Source organism: Halotalea alkalilenta DSM 17697, from assembly GCF_000621205.1.
GTDB lineage: Bacteria > Pseudomonadota > Gammaproteobacteria > Pseudomonadales > Halomonadaceae > Halotalea > Halotalea alkalilenta.
Genome location: NZ_KK211228.1, coordinates 61,004 through 79,786, shown reverse-complemented (window position 1 = coordinate 79,786; position 18,783 = coordinate 61,004). Strand labels below are relative to the sequence as shown.

Annotated in this window: 21 protein-coding genes; 16 read left to right on the top strand and 5 right to left on the bottom strand. The window is 64.7% G+C overall.

Annotation, left to right across the window (positions count from 1 at the left end; translation table 11 throughout):
• Positions 1–410 precede the first annotated feature (410 nt).
• On the bottom strand, positions 411–953 hold the full coding sequence (locus tag Q376_RS0113125; protein ID WP_027350690.1) for a DNA polymerase ligase N-terminal domain-containing protein: 543 nt from the start codon (positions 951–953) through the stop codon (positions 411–413).
• A gap of 34 nt (positions 954–987) precedes the next feature.
• Positions 988–1,521 carry an ankyrin repeat domain-containing protein gene (locus Q376_RS0113120; RefSeq protein WP_027350689.1) on the bottom strand — a complete coding sequence of 178 codons (534 nt, stop codon included), beginning with the start codon at positions 1,519–1,521 and terminating at the stop codon, positions 988–990.
• 196 nt (positions 1,522–1,717) lie between these two features.
• On the opposite strand from Q376_RS0113120, the gene Q376_RS0113115 reads away from it, so the two are divergent.
• Positions 1,718–2,434, top strand: coding sequence for a YebC/PmpR family DNA-binding transcriptional regulator (locus Q376_RS0113115; RefSeq protein WP_027350688.1), 717 nt, complete (start codon positions 1,718–1,720; stop codon positions 2,432–2,434).
• A gap of 85 nt (positions 2,435–2,519) precedes the next feature.
• Here Q376_RS0113115 and Q376_RS0113110 read toward each other — a convergent pair whose 3' ends face one another.
• Positions 2,520–3,395, bottom strand: coding sequence for a DMT family transporter (locus Q376_RS0113110; RefSeq protein ID WP_027350687.1), 876 nt, complete (start codon positions 3,393–3,395; stop codon positions 2,520–2,522).
• Between the two features lie 461 nt (positions 3,396–3,856).
• Here Q376_RS0113110 and Q376_RS0113105 point away from each other — a divergent pair, with 461 nt between their 5' ends.
• From Q376_RS0113105 to Q376_RS0113055, 11 genes are all read left to right on the top strand, one after another.
• Positions 3,857–4,489 (top strand): LysE family translocator, encoded by a 633-nt coding sequence (locus Q376_RS0113105; RefSeq protein ID WP_027350686.1) that lies wholly within the window; start codon positions 3,857–3,859, stop codon positions 4,487–4,489.
• Between the two features lie 13 nt (positions 4,490–4,502).
• Positions 4,503–5,411 carry a LysR family transcriptional regulator gene (locus Q376_RS0113100; protein WP_027350685.1) on the top strand — a complete coding sequence of 303 codons (909 nt, stop codon included), beginning with the start codon at positions 4,503–4,505 and terminating at the stop codon, positions 5,409–5,411.
• Between the two features lie 127 nt (positions 5,412–5,538).
• Positions 5,539–5,952, top strand: coding sequence for a DoxX family protein (locus Q376_RS0113095; RefSeq protein WP_027350684.1), 414 nt, complete (start codon positions 5,539–5,541; stop codon positions 5,950–5,952).
• Positions 5,953–5,982: 30 nt separating this feature from the next.
• The gene (locus Q376_RS0113090; protein ID WP_027350683.1) at positions 5,983–6,789 is read left to right on the top strand and encodes a VOC family protein; all 807 of its coding nucleotides are present in this window, start codon (positions 5,983–5,985) and stop codon (positions 6,787–6,789) included.
• Positions 6,790–6,830: 41 nt separating this feature from the next.
• Positions 6,831–7,790: a glutathione S-transferase C-terminal domain-containing protein gene (locus Q376_RS0113085; protein WP_081803547.1), complete on the top strand. Its 960-nt coding sequence runs from the start codon at positions 6,831–6,833 to the stop codon at positions 7,788–7,790.
• Positions 7,787–8,401 (top strand): alpha/beta hydrolase, encoded by a 615-nt coding sequence (locus tag Q376_RS0113080; protein ID WP_027350681.1) that lies wholly within the window; start codon positions 7,787–7,789, stop codon positions 8,399–8,401. The genes Q376_RS0113085 and Q376_RS0113080 overlap by 4 nt, the downstream gene beginning before the upstream one ends.
• A 64-nt stretch (positions 8,402–8,465) precedes the next feature.
• Positions 8,466–8,846, top strand: coding sequence for a YbaN family protein (locus Q376_RS0113075; RefSeq protein WP_052365244.1), 381 nt, complete (start codon positions 8,466–8,468; stop codon positions 8,844–8,846).
• A gap of 226 nt (positions 8,847–9,072) precedes the next feature.
• Entirely contained in the window at positions 9,073–9,507 is a 435-nt protein-coding gene (locus Q376_RS0113070; RefSeq protein ID WP_155834350.1) for a MarR family winged helix-turn-helix transcriptional regulator, read from the top strand.
• A gap of 122 nt (positions 9,508–9,629) precedes the next feature.
• Positions 9,630–10,475 (top strand): aldo/keto reductase, encoded by an 846-nt coding sequence (locus Q376_RS0113065; RefSeq protein ID WP_027350678.1) that lies wholly within the window; start codon positions 9,630–9,632, stop codon positions 10,473–10,475.
• Positions 10,476–10,597: 122 nt separating this feature from the next.
• The gene (locus Q376_RS0113060; RefSeq protein ID WP_027350677.1) at positions 10,598–11,497 is read left to right on the top strand and encodes an NAD-dependent epimerase/dehydratase family protein; all 900 of its coding nucleotides are present in this window, start codon (positions 10,598–10,600) and stop codon (positions 11,495–11,497) included.
• A gap of 110 nt (positions 11,498–11,607) precedes the next feature.
• Positions 11,608–12,543: a carbon-nitrogen hydrolase family protein gene (locus tag Q376_RS0113055; RefSeq protein ID WP_027350676.1), complete on the top strand. Its 936-nt coding sequence runs from the start codon at positions 11,608–11,610 to the stop codon at positions 12,541–12,543.
• 43 nt (positions 12,544–12,586) lie between these two features.
• Here Q376_RS0113055 and Q376_RS0113050 read toward each other — a convergent pair whose 3' ends face one another.
• Together Q376_RS0113050 and Q376_RS0113045 are read right to left on the bottom strand one after the other, a co-directional pair.
• Positions 12,587–12,892 (bottom strand): putative quinol monooxygenase, encoded by a 306-nt coding sequence (locus Q376_RS0113050; RefSeq protein WP_027350675.1) that lies wholly within the window; start codon positions 12,890–12,892, stop codon positions 12,587–12,589.
• A 226-nt stretch (positions 12,893–13,118) separates the two neighbouring features.
• Positions 13,119–14,192 carry a substrate-binding domain-containing protein gene (locus Q376_RS0113045; protein WP_211266670.1) on the bottom strand — a complete coding sequence of 358 codons (1,074 nt, stop codon included), beginning with the start codon at positions 14,190–14,192 and terminating at the stop codon, positions 13,119–13,121.
• Between the two features lie 85 nt (positions 14,193–14,277).
• Here Q376_RS0113045 and Q376_RS0113040 point away from each other — a divergent pair, with 85 nt between their 5' ends.
• From Q376_RS0113040 to Q376_RS0113025, 4 genes are all read left to right on the top strand, one after another.
• Complete coding sequence (locus Q376_RS0113040) at positions 14,278–15,255, top strand: substrate-binding domain-containing protein (protein ID WP_027350673.1); 978 nt, start codon at positions 14,278–14,280, stop codon at positions 15,253–15,255.
• Between the two features lie 66 nt (positions 15,256–15,321).
• Entirely contained in the window at positions 15,322–16,812 is a 1,491-nt protein-coding gene (locus Q376_RS0113035; protein WP_027350672.1) for a sugar ABC transporter ATP-binding protein, read from the top strand.
• Positions 16,805–17,794 (top strand): ABC transporter permease, encoded by a 990-nt coding sequence (locus Q376_RS0113030; RefSeq protein WP_027350671.1) that lies wholly within the window; start codon positions 16,805–16,807, stop codon positions 17,792–17,794. Before Q376_RS0113035 ends, Q376_RS0113030 begins: the two co-directional genes overlap by 8 nt.
• Complete coding sequence (locus tag Q376_RS0113025) at positions 17,791–18,774, top strand: ABC transporter permease (RefSeq protein WP_052365243.1); 984 nt, start codon at positions 17,791–17,793, stop codon at positions 18,772–18,774. The genes Q376_RS0113030 and Q376_RS0113025 overlap by 4 nt, the downstream gene beginning before the upstream one ends.
• The last annotated feature ends 9 nt before the right edge of the window (positions 18,775–18,783 follow it).

Here is an 18,783-nt window from a genome sequence, read left to right as displayed (position 1 = left end):
CGAGCGGCGCCGTCCGCGCCAAGGTCGCGCATCCACTCGGCAATGGGGGGCGCCAGTCGAGGGATCGAGCGGCGGCGGTGAGGCCGTGGTTCGACTCGGGCCTCCATGGTGTCTTGCAAGATTGGCCCAAGTCGGCGGAGGCCCGGCTCACCACGAACGGACGGATACACCCGTTCGTCCCGAGCGGCGCCGTCCGCGCCAAGATCGAGTACCCGCTCGGCAATGAGGGGCGCCAGTCGAGGGATCAAACGGCGGCGATGGGGCCGTGGTTCGACTCGGGCCTCCATGGTGTCTTGCAAGAACGTTCGTTTCCCTCGACTCGCTGCGCTCGCTCTGGATGCTCGGATAGCCGGCGAGGGAAGACGGCAGTCGAACCACTCCCTGCCGCCAACCTCCGATCCCCAGCGCCGCTAGGCACTGTCATCGTCCGCGAAGAGGTCCGGCTCACTCCTCTTTGCGTCCTGCTCGGCGATCTCGCCCATGCTGCGACCGCTGAGCACGCTGCGGTCCTCGGGTGCGAGCAGCGCTTGGTCATCACCGTGCCGGCGAATCATCAGCCACTGCTTGCCGTCGGCATTGCGCTTGCCGCCCATCCGCTTGAGCGTCCAGGCGCCGTGAAGCTTCTCGCCACGCAGCTCGATGTCGAGCTGGTCCCGGGTCGGTGGACGCGTCGCCCACCAATGGCCCCGGTCCCACAGCATCACCGTGCCAGCGCCATAGCGGCCCCTGGGAATCACCCCTTCGAACCCGGCATAGTCGAGTGCGTGGTCAGCGACTTCGATCGCCAGACGCTTCTCCCCCGGCGACAGGCTCGGCCCCTTGGGCAGTGCCCAGCTCTTGAGCACCCCGTCGAGCTCCAGGCGCAGATCGTAGTGATCATGGCTGGCGGCATGGTGATGGACGACGTAACGGGCAACCCCTTCCGGCGTGTTCGGCGAATCGCTCCGGCTCATTTCACACCTCGCAAAGGAGTGGCTCACCCTGGCCTCACGCTGGGGCGTCCAACCGAGCGGCGGCATTCTCAGCCCCCATCGCGCGAGCGAGCTCACCGGCGGTCATGCCGCGGGACTCACGCGCCGAAGGATCGGCGCCGCGGGCGAGCAGCAGCTCGACCAGGTCGAGATGATCGAACATCGCCGCGAACATCAGCGCGGTCTTGCCATCCGGCGCAGCGGCGTCGACCCCGGCGCCGGCATCGAGCAGCAGCTCGGCCATCGCTCGATTGCCCTTGAACGCAGCCCCGGCGAGCGGGTTCTGGCCATTGTCGTTGTGCCGGTCCGGATCGGCGCCCCGTTCGAGCAGCAGCTTCACCGCTTCGAGCTGACCGTGGTAGCTCGCCAGCATCAGAAGGCTGTCGCCCTTGTGGTTGCTCAGGTTGGGCGGCAGCCCCTGCGCGAACCACGCTTTCAGCCGCTCGACGTCACCGCGCCGGGCGGCGTCGAACACCTGGCTCGCAAGCTCTATCGCCGCTTGATCGATATCCGCGCCGTCGTTCGGTGCGCCGTGGTTGCCTTCTGACATGGTGATCTCCTCTCCTGGGCCATCGGTCGATGACCAAAGCATAGCCGCCGGCGTCGCGGCCTGGCATTGCAAGCTCGCTATCCGCCTCATATGAAAGTCAAATGAGCGTAGGCAAAAGCGTGATGCGATAGGCCTGCCACCGCCACGCAGGGTCGAGTAGAATCGCCCCTCGTTGACAATCTCTTGGGACGATGACATGGGAAGGGCTTTCCAGAACCGTAAGGAATCGATGGCCAAGACGGCCGCGGCGAAGACCAAGGTCTACAGCAAGTACGGTCGCGAGATCTACGTCTGCGCCAAGCAGGGGGGCGTAGATCCGGCCGGCAATCTGTCGCTGCGCAGCCTGATCGATCGAGCGAAGAAGGATCAGGTTCCGTCGCACGTGATCGAAAAGGCGATCGACAAAGCCAAGGGCGCCGGCGGCGAGGACTTCTCCCCAGCGCGCTACGAGGGCTTCGGTCCAGGCAACTGCATGGTGATCGTCGAGTGCCTGACCGACAATCCGAACCGCACCTTCGGCGACGTGCGCGGCTGCTTCACCAAGACCAAGAGCAAGCTTGGCACCCAGGGCACGGTCAGCCATATGTTCGACCACTGCGCGATCTTCGCCTTCAATGGCCATGAAGAGGAGGCAGTGCTCGAAGCCTTGATGATGGCCGATGTCGACGTCACCGACATCGAGGAGGAGGACGGCCGGATCACCGTATTCGCACCGACCACCGAGTTCTTCAAGGCGAAGCAGGCGTTGACCGACGCCTTCGGCGAGCTCGACTTCGAGGTCGAGGAGATCCAGTTCGTGCCGCAGACCACCACCAGGATCGAAGGCGACGACGTGGCGATGTTCGAAAAACTGCTCGACATGCTCAACGACCTCGACGACGTCCAGAACGTCTATCACAACGCAGAGATTTGATCCCGCGGCGACGGTCGATCAGCCGTTGGCAAGCGCAGCGTATATGCCCCCGCATCACACGCGGGGGCATTTTCTTTTCAATCCCCTACCTCTTTTGCCGACCGCGCCGAAACACCAGTATCAACCCGAACAGGATCGCCGCCAGGCCCACCAGGCTCGAAGCCGAGAGCGGGTGGCCGAGCAGCCAGTAGTCGAGCGCCGCTGTCACCACCGGCACCAGGTAGAACAGGCTGGTGACGTCGACCAGGTCGCCGCTGCGAATCATCCGGTAGAACAAGAGCTGCGCGGCGACCGAGATCGCAAGCCCCAACCACAGTAGCGGCACCACCAGCCCGAGGGTCAATTCGAGCCGCACGGGCTGCAGCGGCAGCGCGAGCAGGCAGAGCGCCAGCCCGACTAGGTACTGCAGCGGCAACACCTCGAGCGGTGATAGATCGATACCCTTTTGCAGGATTGCGCCAAGGCTCATGCAGCCCAGCGCACCGAGGGCGAACAGCGTGCCGGTCCATGGCAGTCTCGCCTCGCTCGTCCCTCCCAGCACCACCAGCGCAAGACCGCCAAGCGCTACCAGCAGCCCACCCAGGCGCCGCGGGGAGAATCGCCGCTCCATCGCCAGCAGGGTGAGGATCGGCTGCACCCCGAGCAAGGTGGCGAGTATGCCAGGGGTAACTCCCTCGGCCATCGCCTGGAAGTAGCAGATCGAGTAGCCGCCGACCAGCATCGCACCGACGATCGCAACGCGCAGGCGCAGGCCCTTGGGCGGTAACCAGGCACGCCGTTTGAGGCACATCAGGCCGAGCGCGAAGAGTGCGAGAACGAAGCGCAGGATCAGCAGGACCAGCGCGGAGGCGTGCTCGAGTCCCCAGTGAGTGAAGATTGCCGCACTGCCCCACAGCAGCACGAAAGACGCCATGGCACCGCGAGCGGCCCACGCCGAGCGAGAGAAAGAATAAGCAGTCATGATCGGTTCATCCGTCAATGATCGAACGAACTCCCGCAGCCCTCAAGGGCGCGACGCGGTCCAGGCCTTGATGGCGAGACTGGCGAACAGCGGGAGCGTTTGAACGGGCGAGAGAATCAGCCCAGCACGATCGCGCACGGCGGCGCGACGGCAACCACGCCGGGAGGCGCGACGGATGAAACGGGGGGAGGATTCGCCACGCAGCGCGCTACCTCAGCGATGAACGCCGAAGACTTGGCAAGATCGAGCTGCGCGTGAGTGGCCATGGAGATGAATCCGGTCAGCTCGCCCGGTGCAGGCGAGTCCGGATCAATCTAACAAATTCATGGTCGGGCTGGCTAGCCGGACGCGGCGGAATCTTTAGCTGAAGCGACAGCGCGAAATCCGCGTTCACGCCCCTGCCTTGGCGACGCGACTGCTGATACAGTCGAAGCCCTCTCCCTTCGCGCCGAGATGCCGACATGCCGGATCCCACCATGCTGTTCACCTTCACGCTGATCGCGCTGGGAATGGTCCTGACGCCAGGACCGAACATGATCTACCTGATATCCCGATCGATCTGCCAAGGCCGTCGCGCGGGGCTGATATCGCTCGGCGGCGTAGCATTGGGTTTCGCTTTCTACCTGCTCAGCGCGGTACTCGGGCTCACCGCACTGCTGTTCGCCGTCCCCTATGCCTATGATGTACTGCGCATCGGCGGCGCGCTCTACTTGCTCTATCTCGCCTACCAGGCGCTCCGTCCGCGTGGACGCTCACCCTTCGAGGTGGTCGAGCTTCCTCGCGAGCGTCCCGCCCGGCTTTTCATCATGGGACTTTTGACCAACCTGCTGAATCCGAAGGTGGCGGTGCTGTATCTCGCCTTGCTGCCCCAGTTCATCACCCCGGAGCACGGCAGCGTGCTGGCGCAGTCGCTTGCGCTCGGCGGCGTGCAGATCGCGGTCAGTCTCACGGTCAATGCGCTGATCGTACTGCTGGCGGGGTCGATCGCGAGCTTTCTCGTCGCGCGCCCGGGCTGGCGAGCATTCCAGCGCTACCTGATGGCAGGCGTACTGGGAGGGCTCGCGGTGCGCATGGCTCTCGAAGAGCGGCGCTGAGAGGAGCACGCTGATGGAGCGACTGGAATGCGACCGCATGCTGGTCGCCGTGCTCGAGACCGGCAGCTTCTCCAAGGCGGCGGAGCGACTCGGGATCAGCTCGGCCAAGGCGTCGAAACTGATCTCGCGGCTTGAAAGCGAGCTCGGTGTGCAACTGATCAAGCGTACCACCCGTGCGCTCTCCCCCACCGAGGTCGGCCAGGCCTACTTCGAGCGGATTCGCGCGCTGCTCGAGGAATTCGACGACCTCGACGCCTCGGTGAAGAACGCCGCGGCCACGCCCTCCGGCAGGCTAAGGATCTCCGCCCCGCTCTCGTTCGGCGTGGTCCAGCTCACCTCGGTGCTCAATGAGTTCGCCCTCACCTATCCCGAGATCCAGCTCGAGGTGAACTTCTCAGACCGCGTGGTCAGCCTGGTGGACGAAGGCTTCGACGCGACGCTGCGGATCGGTACCCCGGCGGACAGCAGCCTGATCGCACGCCGACTCTGCACCGCGCGCGTCGTGGTGGTGGCTTCCCCGGACTATCTCAAGACCCACGGCACGCCGGTGATGCCCGCCGAGCTGGCCGATCACGACTGCATCATCGACACCAACTTTCGCGATCCCTACGCTTGGCGCTTCCGTCTCGAAGGCGCGCCGATGACGGTGGCGGTCAAAGGCCGGCTGCGTTTCTCCAACGCCGAAGCGAGCCTGCGCGCGGCCGAATATGGTCTCGGCATCGCCAGGGTGCCAAGCTTCATCGCCGGGGCGGCGCTGCGCGACCATCGGGTGACACCGCTGCTGGCTGAGCACGAAGGCCCACCGCACGGCCTTTTCGCGCTCTATCCGCCGGGCCGTCACTTGGCCTCGAAAGTACGGGTGCTGATCGACTTCCTGGTCGAACGCTTTCCCGATCCCCCGGAGTGGGATCGCGGTTGGTAGCGGATAATTTCTATACAAGAAATTATCATCTTCCAATGCAACGGATAGTGTCGAAAAAAGAAAAGGAACAATCTTGTCCTCGATGAGGCGGCGCATCGCCACCCCATACTTCATCGAGGACACTAAAATGATCGATTCACGCACTGCCCCCTATGCCGTTCTGCTGCTTCGCTTGGCGCTCGGCATCCTGTTCCTGGCCCATGCCGGGCTCAAGCTGTTCGTCTTCACCCCGGCCGGCACCGCTGGCTACTTCGCCTCGCTCGGCCTGCCGGCGTCGCTCGCCTACGTCACCATCGTGTGGGAGATCGCAGGCGCCCTGGCACTGATCCTCGGCGTCTGGCCGCGTCTCGCCGCGCTGGCGGTGATCCCGGTACTGCTCGGGTCGATCTTCACCGTCCACGGCGCGGCAGGCTTCTTCTTCACCAATACGGGCGGCGGCTGGGAATTCCCCGCACTGTGGATCATCGGTCTAATCGCAGTGGCCCTGGCTGGCGACGGTGCCCACGCGCTGCGCCCCACTCCGTTCGGTAAAGCACGCTAATACCCCGAACACTGACCCTGGAGAGAAACGATGAGCGATGTATCCCAAGCGCCTCTTGCAATCGAACGAGTCACGCTGGTGGTCAACGACCTCGACAAGGTCAGTGAGTATTACCAGCAGGTAGTCGGACTCGAGCTTCTGAAGGGCGATGGCACCGAGCACTGGCTCGGTGCCGGAAACCGTACGCTGCTGCACCTGCGCGAGGATCGTGCGGCGCGGCGCTGGTCACCACGCGAAGCGGGGCTGTTCCATACCGCCTTCCTGCTGCCGAACCGGGCCGACCTTGGCGCCTGGGCCCAGCGCGCGATCGATCAACGCATAGCGGTGAGCGGCGCGTCCGACCACCTGGTCAGCGAAGCGATCTACCTGCAGGACCCGGAAGGCAATGGCATCGAAATCTACACCGACCGGCCGCGCTCGAGCTGGCATTGGAAAGACGGCCTGGTGGAAATGACGACAGAAGCGCTCGATCTGGAAGGCCTGCTCGCCAGCGCCACTGGCGAATGGCGCGGCGCTCCGATCGGCACCATCGTCGGCCACGTCCATCTCCAGGTCGGCGACATCGCCACCGCCGAGGATTTCTACATCCAGCGGCTGGGCTTCGAGCTGACCTGCCGCTATCCGGGTGGCAGCTTCTTCTCGACCGGTGGCTACCATCACCATATCGCCACCAACGTCTGGAACAGCCGCGGCGCACCGAGCCGCACGCTGCCGTCGACCGGTCTCAGCGAGATCGTGATGGCCGCAACGCCTGAAGCACTGGAGCGGGTCGCGCCTGAGCAGACCCTGCTCGACCCGTGGGGCAACGAGATCGCCCTGGTCACGAACAGCCGCTGAGCCGCCCCGAGAGGCCAAGCTCAGCCCAGAGGAGAATGGACATGCTAGTGGATGGAAAGTGGACCCGGGACTGGCATCCGGTCCAAGCCACCGACGAGAAAGGTGGCTTCGTTCGCCAGGTCTCGGGCTTTCGCCATTGGATCACCCCGGACGGCGCGCCGGGCCCCACCGGAGAGGGCGGCTTCGCCGCCGAGCCGGGGCGCTATCATCTCTATGCCGCGCTGATCTGCCCTTGGGCATCGCGGACCTTGATCGCGCGCAAGCTCAAGGGGCTCGAGGCGATCCTGCCGGTGACCATCGTCGAACCCGAACTGACCGACCAGGGCTGGCACTTCGCCTCCCCTGACCCGGTCACCGGCGCGAGCCACCTGCATACGCTCTACACTCGAGCCGATGCTCGCTACACCGGACGCGCGACGGTCCCGGTGCTGTGGGACAAGCAGCGCCAGACGATCGTCAACAACGAATCCAGCGACATCCTGCGGATGCTCAACGATGGCTTCGGCGCTCTCGCGGACGACGGTCTCGACCTCTATCCGCAGGCGCTGCGCAAACGTATCGATGAGTTCAACGACTGGCTCTATCCGCGGTTCAACAACGGCGTCTACCGTGCCGGCTTCGCCACTACTCAGGGCGCCTATGAAGAGGCCTGCGCCGGCGTGTTCGATGCCCTCGACACCATCGAGTCCAAGCTGGCGGATACGTCTGCGTTCCTGTTCGGCGAGCGGCTGACCGAGAGCGACGTGCGCCTGTTCGTCACCCTGGTGCGCTTCGACGCCGCCTACCACGGTCTGTTCAAGTGCAATCTCAAGCGGATTGCCGACTATCCCAGGCTCAGCGCCTATCTCGAGCGGGTCTATCGGGTACCCGGCGTCAGCGAGACCGTCGACATCGACCATATCAAGCGCGGCTACTATTCGATCAAGGCGCTCAACCCCAACGGCATCGTGCCGCTTGGACCCGAGCTCGACTTCATCGAACCCAAGCGGGAGAGAACATGAGCCAACGACTGATCATCTGCCTGCACGGCGTCGGCAGCGACGGGCGCGATCTCGCCCCCTTCGGTGAGCTGCTCGCCCGGGCGCTGCCGGATACCGCCAGCGAAAGCCCGAACGCGTCGCAGCCGTTCGGCCACGGCCCGGGATATCAATGGTTCAGCCTCGACGGCGTCACCGAGCGCGACCGGGCGCTTCGGGTCGAACGAGCGCGCGGCGACTTCGACCGGATCGTCGGTGGGCTGATCGAGTCCCACGGTCTCGCCTCAAGGCTCGACCAGGTCGCGCTGATCGGTTTCTCCCAAGGATCGATCATGGCGCTGGACGCCGTCGCCTCCGGGCGCTGGCCAGTCGGCGCAGTGGTCGCATTCGCCGGACGGCTGGCGACACCCGAACCCCTCGCTCCGGCGCTCGCGACCCCGCTGCTGCTGGTCCATGGCGAGGCCGATCCGGTGATTCCAGCGATCGAGAGCCAGCGCGCCGCCGAGCGGCTTGGTGGGCTCGGGGTCGAGGTCGAGAGCCATCGGCTGCCCGGCGTCGCCCACACCATCACCCAGCAGGGTGTGCAACTGGCGAGCGACTTTCTCGCCGGGCGTTTCGCGCAGCGTCTCGCCTGACGGCGGCAAGCGGTGTAGCGTGGGGGGCGGAATCAAGCCCGCTCGTTTCGACATGGGACATTGCATGCCCTCCGTTCGCCAACACCGGCTGGCCTCGCTCGGCTACAAGATCTTCGGCCTGTGCGCCCTTGGCCTTGCGATCATCGGCGCCTTCCTGCCGGTAATGCCCACCGTTCCCTTTCTGCTGGTCGCCGCCTGGGCATTCGAGCGCGGTTCGCCCCGCCTCGATGCCTGGCTGCGCCACCATCCGACCTTCGGCCCGCTGCTGCGCGACTGGCGAGAGCGGGGCGCCATTCCCCTCTATGCCAAGCTGATCGCCGTGGTATCGATGGCGGCGAGCCTGGCACTGATGTGGTTCGGCGGCGCTCCCCTGCTGGTGGTGCTCGCGGTCGGTGCGATTCTGATCGCAGTCTCGGCCTATCTGCTCAGTCGCCCTTCGGCTTAGGACACCTAAGGTCACCGGCGTTCGCCACGATCCCGACGCGGCTGGAATCGAGCGCACGGGAATCTCAACAACTAAATAGCACGCGATCTAATCGCACGGATTGCATTTCCGCTCACCAACCCTCAACATTCCTACGAGAACCACACGCTCGAAACCACGCGCGCCGAGACTGCGATGGTACATGAGCGCCATTCACGCCCGATCCGGCATCATTCAGGGAACGTCGATGAGCTCGACATTGAAGTTGGACCAGCAGTTCTGCTTCGCGCTGCATTCGACCATGCTGGCCATGAACAAGGCCTACCGGCGGCTACTCGAGCCGCTCGGCCTGACCTACTCGCAATACCTGGTCATGCTGGTGCTATGGCAGCGCGATGGGCTGACGGTCTCGGAGATCGGCGAGCAGCTGTTTCTCAACTCGGCGACCCTCACCCCGCTGCTCAAGCGCTTGGAAGCCCAGGCGCTGCTGGTTAGGCGGCGCTCGGGCGAGGATGAGCGCCAGGTGCTGATCTCGCTGACCGACGAGGGGCGCGAACTGCAGGCGATGGCCAAGGGCATTCCCGAGGAGCTTGGCCAAACCCTCGGGTGCGGCGGCCTCCACCTGGATGAGCTGCGCAAGGAACTGATCCAGCTGAGAAAACGCCTTTACGATCGAAGCTGACGCGTGCCCGGCCGAGGCACGCGGTGAAGCCGAGCGCGAGCGAAATCATCGACTCGACTTGAAAGCTGGCACGTCAGCAACAAGGGTAAGACTGTATCCATCGACGTGCAGAGGAATCCAAGATGAGCGCAGCAGACATCCCTCAGATCACCCTCAACGACGGCACTACGCTGCCCGCCGTCGGCTTCGGCACCTATCAGCTGAACGGTTCATCGGGCGTGGAAGGGATGATCAGAGCGGTCCACAACGGCTACCGGTTGCTCGATTCCGCCTTCAATTACGAAAACGAAGGCGCGGTGGGTCAGGCGGTGAAGCGCGCCGGCGTGCCGCGTGACGAGCTGCGGGTGGTTTCCAAGCTGCCCGGCCGCCATCACGCCTTCGACCAGGCGGTCACTACCGTCGAGGAGTCGCTCTACCGCGCCGGGCTGGACTACTTCGATCTCTACCTGATCCACTGGCCCAACCCGAGCCAGGATCGTTACGTCGAGGCCTGGCAAGCCATGATCGAGGTGAAGAAACGCGGTCTCGTACGCTCGATCGGGGTATGCAACTTCCTTCCCGAGCACCTGCAGCGGCTGATCGATGAAACCGGTGTCACCCCCAGCGTCAACCAGGTCGAGCTGCATCCCTATTTCCCGCAGGACGAGCAGCGCGCCTGGGACGCGGAACACGGTATCGTCACCCAGTCATGGAGTCCGCTCGGGCGCGCCAACCAACTGCTCCAGGACCCAGTGATCGGCTCGATCGCAAAACGCCTCGGCAAGAGCATTCCCCAGGTGATCCTGCGCTGGCACCACCAGCTCGGCGCGCTTCCCCTGCCCAAGGCCGCCTCCACCGAGCGACAGCGTGAAAATCTTTCGCTGTTCGACTTCGAACTGTCCAGTGAGGACATGGCGCTGATCGCCACCCTGGCAAGCCCGGACGGACGCACTTTCGACCAGGACCCGGCAAGCTACGAGGAGTTCTGAGGCCGACCCGGACATCACGCCGATGACGAGGGCGGTCCGCCGGTTACCTCTTCGAGCGCTTCTCGCTCCGAACGCCCCATCGCGACTGGCGATGGCGCCACCCATTCAGCGAGGTCCACGCCATGAACGTGTTCATCACCGGTGCCACCGGCTTCATCGGCGGCTCGGTCGCCCATCGCCTGATCGAGGCGGGCTACCGCGTCCGCGGACTGGTCCGCAGCGAAGAAAAAGCCGAGCGACTGCGCGCGGCCGGCATCGAACCAGTGCTCGGCAGCCTAGACGATCATCAGCTTTTGGTACGCGAAGCCCAGCGCGCTGACGGTGCGATCAACGCAGCCGACAGCGACCACCGCGCGGCGATCGAGGCGCTGATCGAGGGACTGGAAGACTCGGGCAAGCCGCTGCTGCACACCAGCGGCTCCAGCATGATCGGCGATGACGTAGCCGGCAACCAGCTCTCCGAGCGGATCTTCGATGAACAGACCCCGTTCATCGTCGAGCCGGGAAAACAGCCGCGCCATGCGATCGATCAGCTGGTGCTCGCGGCCAAGGATCGCGGTATCCGCTCGGTGGTGCTGTGCAACACCATGATCTATGGCACCGGCCGCGGGCTCAATCCGCACAGCGTGCAGATTCCGCCATTGGTCGACCAAGCCCGCGAAAGCGGCATAGTCCGGATCGTCGGCCAGGGCATCAACCGCTGGTCGAACGTCCATATCGACGACGTGGCGGAGCTTTATCTGCTGGCGCTGGAGAAGGCCCCGGCCGGCGCTTTCTACTTCGTCGAGAACGGCGAAGCCTCCTACGCCGAGATCGGCGCCGCCATCGCCCGGCGCCTGGGCACGGGTCCGGTGCAGTCATGGAGCGTGGAGCAAGCGATACCGCGCTGGGGTCGCGCCCACGCGCAGTACTCCTTCGGTTCCAACAGCCGCGTCCGCGCCAAACGCGCCCGCGAGGAGCTGGGCTGGGCACCGGTGCATGCCTCGGTCACCGAGTGGATCGAGCACGAAATGCCGCTTTGAGCCAGCGCGCCTTCCGCCGGAGGGTGGCGACGTGCGGCGATCAGCGGTGATTGATCGAGCGCTGGGGCTCGTTTCTAATACCGTGCATTCCCAGCCTCGAGATATCCCCCATGTCCCGCACCATCGTCTGCGCCCTTCAGCTCGGCGCCTCCCCCGCAGGCAAGCAGGATACCCTGCAGCGGATCCTCGCCTTCGAAGCGCAGATCATCGCCGCCGGCGCCAGCCTGGTGGTGATGCCGGAAGCCCTGCTCGGCGGCTATCCGAAGGGCGAGATCTTCGGCACCCGGCTCGGCTACCGGCTGCCGGAAGGACGCGAAGCGTTCGCCGCCTATCACGCCAACGCGATCGACGTACCCGGCACCGAGACCGAAACGCTCGCCGCGCTCTCTCAGCGCACCGGGGCGAGCCTGGTGGTCGGCGCGATCGAGCGCGACGGCGCCACGCTCTACTGCACTGCGCTGTTCTTCGACCCCGAGCGGGGGCTGGTCGCCAAGCATCGCAAGCTGATGCCGACCGGCACCGAACGCTTGATCTGGGGTCAGGGTGATGGCTCGACGCTGGCGACGGTCGACTCCCGCGCCGGCCGGCTGGGCGCGGCGATCTGCTGGGAGAACCACATGCCGCTGCTGCGCATGGCGATGTACGCCAAGGGCGTGCAAATCTGGTGCGCGCCGACGGTGGACGAGCGCGAGATATGGCAGTGCTCGATGCGCCATATCGCCCACGAAGGGCGCTGCTTCGTGATCAGCGCCTGCCAGGTCCAGCCCTCGCCGAACGAGCTGGGGACCACAGTGGAAGGCTGGGACCCCGACCGTGCGCTGATCCGCGGCGGCTCGTTGATCGCAGGGCCCCTCGGTGACGTGCTCGCGGGTCCGCTGATCGACCAGCCGGGCCTGATCACCGCCCAGATCGATACCGACGAGCTGGTTCGCGCCCGTTACGATCTCGATGTGGTCGGCCACTACGCGCGCCCCGATGTATTCAGGCTCAGCGTCGACGAACGCGACAAGCGTTCGGTCGTCTTCAATGACCGGGGCGACGATTGAGCACCCGCTCGAATGCCTGCTCGAACGCCAGCTTGAATGAATCTCAGGCGCGGTCGACCCGCACCGTCGACCACATCGATAGCTGACGCGGCCGCTCCAGCAGCTCGGGCAGCGCCTCGTGCCACTCACTGCGATAAGGCCGGTTGAGCTGTACGTCGAGCACGTCCTGGTGATCGGCCCAGGTCTCGTGAAGCAGGAAGTGATAGGGGTCTTCGGGGTCACGATGGAGGGTGGCGTTGCGAAAGTTCGCCTCCTCACGCATCGCATCGAGCACCCCATTGAGCAGGGTGAGGAAACGCTCGCGCTGCATCGGCTTGACGGTGAACTCGATCAGGTAGGTGACGCTCATCGGGGATCTCCTGCTGTCAGGGGCCTTGCCATTCGAAGAGCCAGTTCGCCGAGCGCGACGGCATCGGCGTCCATATAGCTCACGATAATGACTTCCCAGCGAAGATCCACTGTCCTTGGGTCGTCTCAGCATGCGGCCTCGGGCGCGAGCCGCATGCTGGATCGACAGACCGCCGGCATGCCTGGGGAGTTTGCGCCATTCACCTGGGCGCCTGGTCGCCGAAGGATCATACGCCGATCAGCGTTGGCAATACTTCCACCCGACGGTTGCGGGCCTTGGCCGGCTCATCGATCAACTCGAAAACCCGCTCGATCATCGCCGGAACGTCTTGGCGCGCCATCATCAGGCGCGGGTGAAAAGCCGCCGCGAGCGGGTCCCAGTCGAAACATCCGAGGACGATGGCATCGAGGTCGTAACCTCGCAGGCGAAGCCATCGGACGATCCCCTCCAGCGAGATCGTCGAATTGATGAACAGTGCACCGGGCGGGCCGCCGAGCCGCTCCACGTAGTCCTGGAACGCCACCTGCGCGCGGTCCGCTTCGTAGCCGCAGATCAACACGTCCGTATCGCTCGTATCGAGGCCGCGCGAACGCCTGGCCTGCCGAAAACCCATGACTCGCTCCCGAGTATTGTGGTCTTCACCACGCCCGCCGATGAAAAGGACAGGTTGCTCCGGCTTTCCTGCGGCTGCCAAGCGATCGAGAATCGCCAGCGTCAGCCGGAGCGCTCCTTCACGGTTGGCGGAAATGACCGAGGGTGCCCGAGTTCCCGGCAGGTCGAGATTCAGACAGGGAACGCCGGCGGCGGCGCACATCTCGGCGATAGCGTCGGGCGCCGTCGCCCCGGTGCAGACCAGATGCTCCACCCGATAGGCCAGCATCATTCGCGCCGCTTCGCGCTCTTGTTCCGGATCGCGGTTGGTGCACGAGACGATGGTGAACAGGCCGCGACGCCTCGCTTCGGCTTCGAAAGCCTGGGCGATCGAGCTGAAATAGCGGTTGTCGTACATCGGCACGATCATGCCGACGATACCCGAGCGCTCTCGCCGCAGCGCCCTCGCCTGCATGTTGATCGAGTACCCCTCGGCATGCGCAAGCGCGAGGATGCGATCGGCGAGTTTGTGACTGATACGACGCTGCTGCCAAGTGCCGTTCAGCACAGCGCTGACGGTACTCGGGGAGGACTGCGCGAGTTGGGCCAGATCGTAGATCGTCAGCCGTTTCGAATTGTCGTCGGACACGAGAACCTCCTCAGGGTACGAGGCAAAAGTAGCATTGCCTCCCGGTGAGAAGAAAAACAAAAATGCACAACCGATTGTGCAACACCATCAACGCGTGGTCGGCTGCCGGAGCCCACCGCCAATCATCGGTACTCAGGGGGACAGGATGAAACGCTCGATCTTGATAGTCGCCGCACTCGCCGCAACGTTCGGCGCCACCGCTCACGCCCAGGACAAACCGACCGTTGCCGTGGTCGCAAAAGTCGGTGGTATCCCATGGTTCAATGCCATGGAACAGGGCATCAAGGATGAGGGCGAGGCGCTCGGCATCGATGCCTACATGATCGGCCCGACCAGTGCCGACCCAGCTTTGCAGGTGCGCGCGATCGAGGATTTGATCGCTCGCGGAGTCGATGTGATCGGTGTCGTACCCAACGACCGCCAGGTGCTCGAACCGGTACTCAAGAAAGCCCGCGACCAAGGGATCATCGTGCTGACTCACGAGAGTCCGGAATCGGAAAACGTCGACTACGACTTCGAGATGATTTCAGCCCAGCAGCTAGGCGAGGAGCACGCCAAGCTGCTCGCTGACACCACCGGTTGCGAAGGCTCGTACGCAGTCTATGTCGGCGGTCTCAGCGTACCCGCGCACAACGCCTGGGCCGATGCGGCCGTGAACTGGCTTTCCGAGCACTGCCCGGAAATGAGGCAGGCCGCCGACCGTTTCGGCGTGGCCGAAAGCGTCGACGACAGCCGCAACACCACGCTCGATTTGATCCGCGCGCACTCCGACCTGGCCGGCATCATGTCCTTCGGCAGCCAGGGCACCATCGGTGCCGCTCGCGCGGTGAAGGAGCGCGGCATGGCCGGCGAGATCAAAGTGATGGGGCTCTTCTCCCCGGGCCAGGGACGCAGGCTCGTCCATGAAGGCGTGATCACCGGCGGTTTTCAATGGAATCCGCTGGAAGCCGGCAAGGCATTCGTCGCCCTCGGCAACCGGCTCTACGAAGGCGGGGAAATCGCCGACGGCGACGACCTGCCGGTGCTGGGCACCATCGAACTCGACGGCCACACCATCTTCGCCTCGAAGCCGCTGGCGCTGAACGAGGAGACGATCGACGAGCTGGCCGATCTCGGCCTCTGATTCGATCGTGCTCTGACTCGCCGCACGCGGCTTTTCTTCGTCTTGCCTTCTTTCTGGGAGAAAACGATGGGCGATATCGCATTACGGGCGGACCACGTCAGTAAAGTCTTCGGCCATAGCCGCGTGCTGGACGACGTCTCGTTCGAACTGCGTCGCGGCGAGGTGCTTTGCCTCGCCGGCGAGAACGGCTGTGGCAAGAGCACGCTGATCAAGATCCTCAACGGCGTCCATGCGCCCGAGGCGGGAGCGGTATTCTCTTTCGGCGACGACACGGCCATCGGCCACATTACCCCCCGGGAGGCCAGGGCCCGGGGCATTCACGTGATCTGGCAGGATCTGGCGCTTTTCGCCCACCTGAGCGTGGCCGAGAACATCGTCTTCGACGATTACGTGGCGAATCCGATGCGCCCGCTTTCCTATCGCGCCGCCCGCCAGCAGGCGCGCGAGGTGATCGAACGCCTCGGGGTCCAACTCGATCCCGACACCCGGGTCGAGGAGCTCTCCATCGCCCGGCGCCAGCTGGTGGCGATCGCCCGCGTACTGCGCGCCGGCGCGCGAATCATTTTCATGGACGAGCCCACCGCCTCGCTGACCCGCAATGAGGTGCGCACCTTGCTCGACCTCACCCGAGCGCTCTCCGCCCAGGGTATCTCCATCGTCTTCGTCAGCCACCGTCTGGCCGAGGTCCTGGCGGTCTGCCAGCGGGTCACCGTACTGCGTAACGGTAAGCTGGTAGGCACCTACCCCACCGAGGGAATGACCCAGGCGCGGCTCTCGCAGCTGATGACGGGGCAGGAGCTGAATCTCGTCCCGCGGCAGACCGCTCCCTCTGGCGAGCCGGTGCTGGAGCTCCGCGGCCTGAGCCGTCGCGGCGAGTTCGAAGATGTCTCGCTGACCCTCAACCGCGGTGAAATCCTCGGCCTCACCGGGCTGCTCGGCGCTGGGCGCACGGAACTCGCACATGTCGTCTTCGGAATGACCCAGCCCACCGCAGGCGAGATGCGCATGCACGGCAAGCGGCTGACGCTACGCTCCAATCGGGATGCGATCCGCCACGGTATCGCCTATGTCTCCGAAGACCGCCTCAATCTGGGACTGGTGCAAAGCCAGTCGATCAACATGAATACCGCCGTTACCGTGCTCGGCGAACTGGAAAAGCCCAGAGGCTTTCTCGCCCCTTGGCGGGTCCGAGCGCTCACCGCCGAGTGGATTCGCCGCCTGGGAACGAAAGTCAGCGACGCGGAGCTTGCGGTGTCGTCGCTCTCCGGCGGCAATCAGCAGCGAGTGGTCATCGCCAAGTGGCTGGCGACCAAACCCGAAGTACTGATCCTCGATTGCCCGACCGTGGGCGTGGACATCGGCGCCAAGGCCGGCATTTTCGAGATCATCCGGCAGCTGGCCGACGATGGCATGGCGATCATCCTGATTTCCGACGAGGCCGGCGAGATCTGGATGAACGCCGACCGGGTCATCGTGCTGCGCGAGGGCCGGGTGAGCCAGGAGCTCACACCGGCGGACACCACCGAGGAGTCACTCGAGGAGATCATCAATGCGTAGGCTTCACCTCGGTACCGAAGGCGTGCTGGCACTCATCATCCTGGGACTTGGTGTCGTGCTGAGCCTGACCACGGAAAACTTTCTGACGGTTCAGAACCTGTTCGACCTGCTCAACAACCAATCGGTGAACATGATCTTCGCCGCCGGACTGGTGGTCGTGCTGATCGCCGGAGGCATCGATATCTCCTTCGCCGTTGCGGCCTCGGTGGTGCAATACGTGGTGATGACGCTGCTCATCTCGATCGGCGGCGGCAACTGGCTGTTCGGCATCGCGCTTTCGATGGCCATAGGCACCCTGCTCGGACTGTTCAACGCTTTGCTGATCTACCGTTTTCGCATCGTCTCGATCATCGTCACCATCGCCACCTTCAATCTCTACTTCGGCCTGCTGATGGTCTTCACCGGCGGCGTGTCGATCTATGACGTTCCCGACTGGCTCTATTACGCGGTACCGCTGATCGACCTGCCCGCCACTCGCGGTAGCGCCACGCTCTATCTCCCGGTCGCGGTGATGGCGGTGATCAGCCTGGCCACCGGCTTCATTCTCACCCGCACCGGTTTCGGCCGCGCCATCTATGGCTTCGGCTCCAGTCCCGAGGCGGCCAGGCGCTCCGGCGTCCGGGTCGGCCTGATCCACGCCTTCGCCTACGGCTGGCTGGGGATGTGCGCCGGAGTCGCCGGACTGATGCAGGCGCACATCGTGCAGGAAGTCGTGCCCAACGCGCTGATCGGCCAAGAGCTGCCGATTCTCGCCGCCGTGGTGCTGGGCGGCGCGACGCTGGGCGGCGGCCGCGGTTCCGTCACCGGCGCACTGCTGGGGGTGCTGTTGCTCGCCGTGGTCCAGAACGGGCTCAACCTGCTCGGCGTGACGCCCTATGCCTTCCGCATGATCGTCGGTTTCATCATTCTTGCTGCGATCACCTGTAGCAATCTCGACAAACTGCTGCCCCAGCGCGCAATGGCCAGGGAGGCCCGCTCATGACCATCGCATCATCCGCCCGCCGGCGCCTACGCCTGAGTACCGACACGCTCGAGATCGGCGTCATGGCGCTGCTGCTGGCCGCGAGCTTCGGCTTCTTCACCCTGATGGCGCCGGGCTTTCTGAGCGGCGCCAACATCCGATCGATGGCCGTGCAGCTTCCCGAACTGGGCCTGCTGTCGCTGGCGATGCTGCTGCCGATCATCTCGGGCGGACTCAATCTGGCGGTCACCTTCACCGCCAACATCGCCGGGCTGACCACGGCCTGGCTGGTGCAGAACGCGCTCGGGGATGCCGGGGCGCTAGGCCTCGTCGTCAGCGTCGGCGCCGGACTCGCCGTGGGCGCCGCGGCGGGTTTTCTGATCGGTGTCATCGTCGCCCGGGTCGGCGCGCACCCGATCCTGGTCTCCCTCGGCGTGATGATCTTCCTCCAAGGGCTGGGAGAATTCCTCACCCGTGGCGGCGGCATTTCCGGCATGCCGGCAAGCTTTCAATGGATTGGCGGCGGAAGCGTACTGGGCGTCCCGGTTCCCATACTGGTCTTTCTGCTCGCCGCGGCCGCGTTGGCCTATTTCATGCAGTTCACCCGCACGGGGTTTTCGATCCACATGGTCGGCTCCAATCTGCGCGCCACTGAATATTCAGGCATCGACGTACGCCGAGTACTGATCACGCTCTACACCATCTCGGGGCTGCTGGCGGCGATCGCCGGCATGGTGATGCTGGCGCGTTTCAACTCCGTGCGGGTGGGCCACGGCGAGAGCTATCTACTGATCACGGTGCTCGCCTGCTTCCTTGCCGGCGCCAACCCGTTCGGTGGCTTCGGGCGCGTATTGCCGCTGGTGCTCGGCTTGATGAGCCTTCAGGTGATCGCTTCGGGCATGAACCTGATGGGTGCCAGCCAGCATCTCTCCATCGCCGTCTGGGGCGCATTTCTGATCGTCGTCATGACACTGCGCATGCCCTTCCTCAAACGATCGTGAGCAGCTCGA

Excerpts from the sequence above, each read along its gene's own strand:
- Q376_RS0113125 (WP_027350690.1), bottom strand. The coding sequence starts at position 953 with ATGAGCCGGAGCGATTCGCCGAACACGCCGGAAGGGGTTGCCCGTTAC.
- Q376_RS0113120 (WP_027350689.1), bottom strand. The coding sequence starts at position 1,521 with ATGTCAGAAGGCAACCACGGCGCACCGAACGACGGCGCGGATATCGAT.
- Q376_RS0113115 (WP_027350688.1), top strand. The coding sequence starts at position 1,718 with ATGGGAAGGGCTTTCCAGAACCGTAAGGAATCGATGGCCAAGACGGCC.
- Q376_RS0113110 (WP_027350687.1), bottom strand. The coding sequence starts at position 3,395 with ATGACTGCTTATTCTTTCTCTCGCTCGGCGTGGGCCGCTCGCGGTGCC.
- Q376_RS0113105 (WP_027350686.1), top strand. The coding sequence starts at position 3,857 with ATGCCGGATCCCACCATGCTGTTCACCTTCACGCTGATCGCGCTGGGA.
- Q376_RS0113100 (WP_027350685.1), top strand. The coding sequence starts at position 4,503 with ATGGAGCGACTGGAATGCGACCGCATGCTGGTCGCCGTGCTCGAGACC.
- Q376_RS0113095 (WP_027350684.1), top strand. The coding sequence starts at position 5,539 with ATGATCGATTCACGCACTGCCCCCTATGCCGTTCTGCTGCTTCGCTTG.
- Q376_RS0113090 (WP_027350683.1), top strand. The coding sequence starts at position 5,983 with ATGAGCGATGTATCCCAAGCGCCTCTTGCAATCGAACGAGTCACGCTG.
- Q376_RS0113085 (WP_081803547.1), top strand. The coding sequence starts at position 6,831 with ATGCTAGTGGATGGAAAGTGGACCCGGGACTGGCATCCGGTCCAAGCC.
- Q376_RS0113080 (WP_027350681.1), top strand. The coding sequence starts at position 7,787 with ATGAGCCAACGACTGATCATCTGCCTGCACGGCGTCGGCAGCGACGGG.
- Q376_RS0113075 (WP_052365244.1), top strand. The coding sequence starts at position 8,466 with ATGCCCTCCGTTCGCCAACACCGGCTGGCCTCGCTCGGCTACAAGATC.
- Q376_RS0113070 (WP_155834350.1), top strand. The coding sequence starts at position 9,073 with ATGAGCTCGACATTGAAGTTGGACCAGCAGTTCTGCTTCGCGCTGCAT.
- Q376_RS0113065 (WP_027350678.1), top strand. The coding sequence starts at position 9,630 with ATGAGCGCAGCAGACATCCCTCAGATCACCCTCAACGACGGCACTACG.
- Q376_RS0113060 (WP_027350677.1), top strand. The coding sequence starts at position 10,598 with ATGAACGTGTTCATCACCGGTGCCACCGGCTTCATCGGCGGCTCGGTC.
- Q376_RS0113055 (WP_027350676.1), top strand. The coding sequence starts at position 11,608 with ATGTCCCGCACCATCGTCTGCGCCCTTCAGCTCGGCGCCTCCCCCGCA.
- Q376_RS0113050 (WP_027350675.1), bottom strand. The coding sequence starts at position 12,892 with ATGAGCGTCACCTACCTGATCGAGTTCACCGTCAAGCCGATGCAGCGC.
- Q376_RS0113040 (WP_027350673.1), top strand. The coding sequence starts at position 14,278 with ATGAAACGCTCGATCTTGATAGTCGCCGCACTCGCCGCAACGTTCGGC.
- Q376_RS0113035 (WP_027350672.1), top strand. The coding sequence starts at position 15,322 with ATGGGCGATATCGCATTACGGGCGGACCACGTCAGTAAAGTCTTCGGC.
- Q376_RS0113030 (WP_027350671.1), top strand. The coding sequence starts at position 16,805 with ATGCGTAGGCTTCACCTCGGTACCGAAGGCGTGCTGGCACTCATCATC.
- Q376_RS0113025 (WP_052365243.1), top strand. The coding sequence starts at position 17,791 with ATGACCATCGCATCATCCGCCCGCCGGCGCCTACGCCTGAGTACCGAC.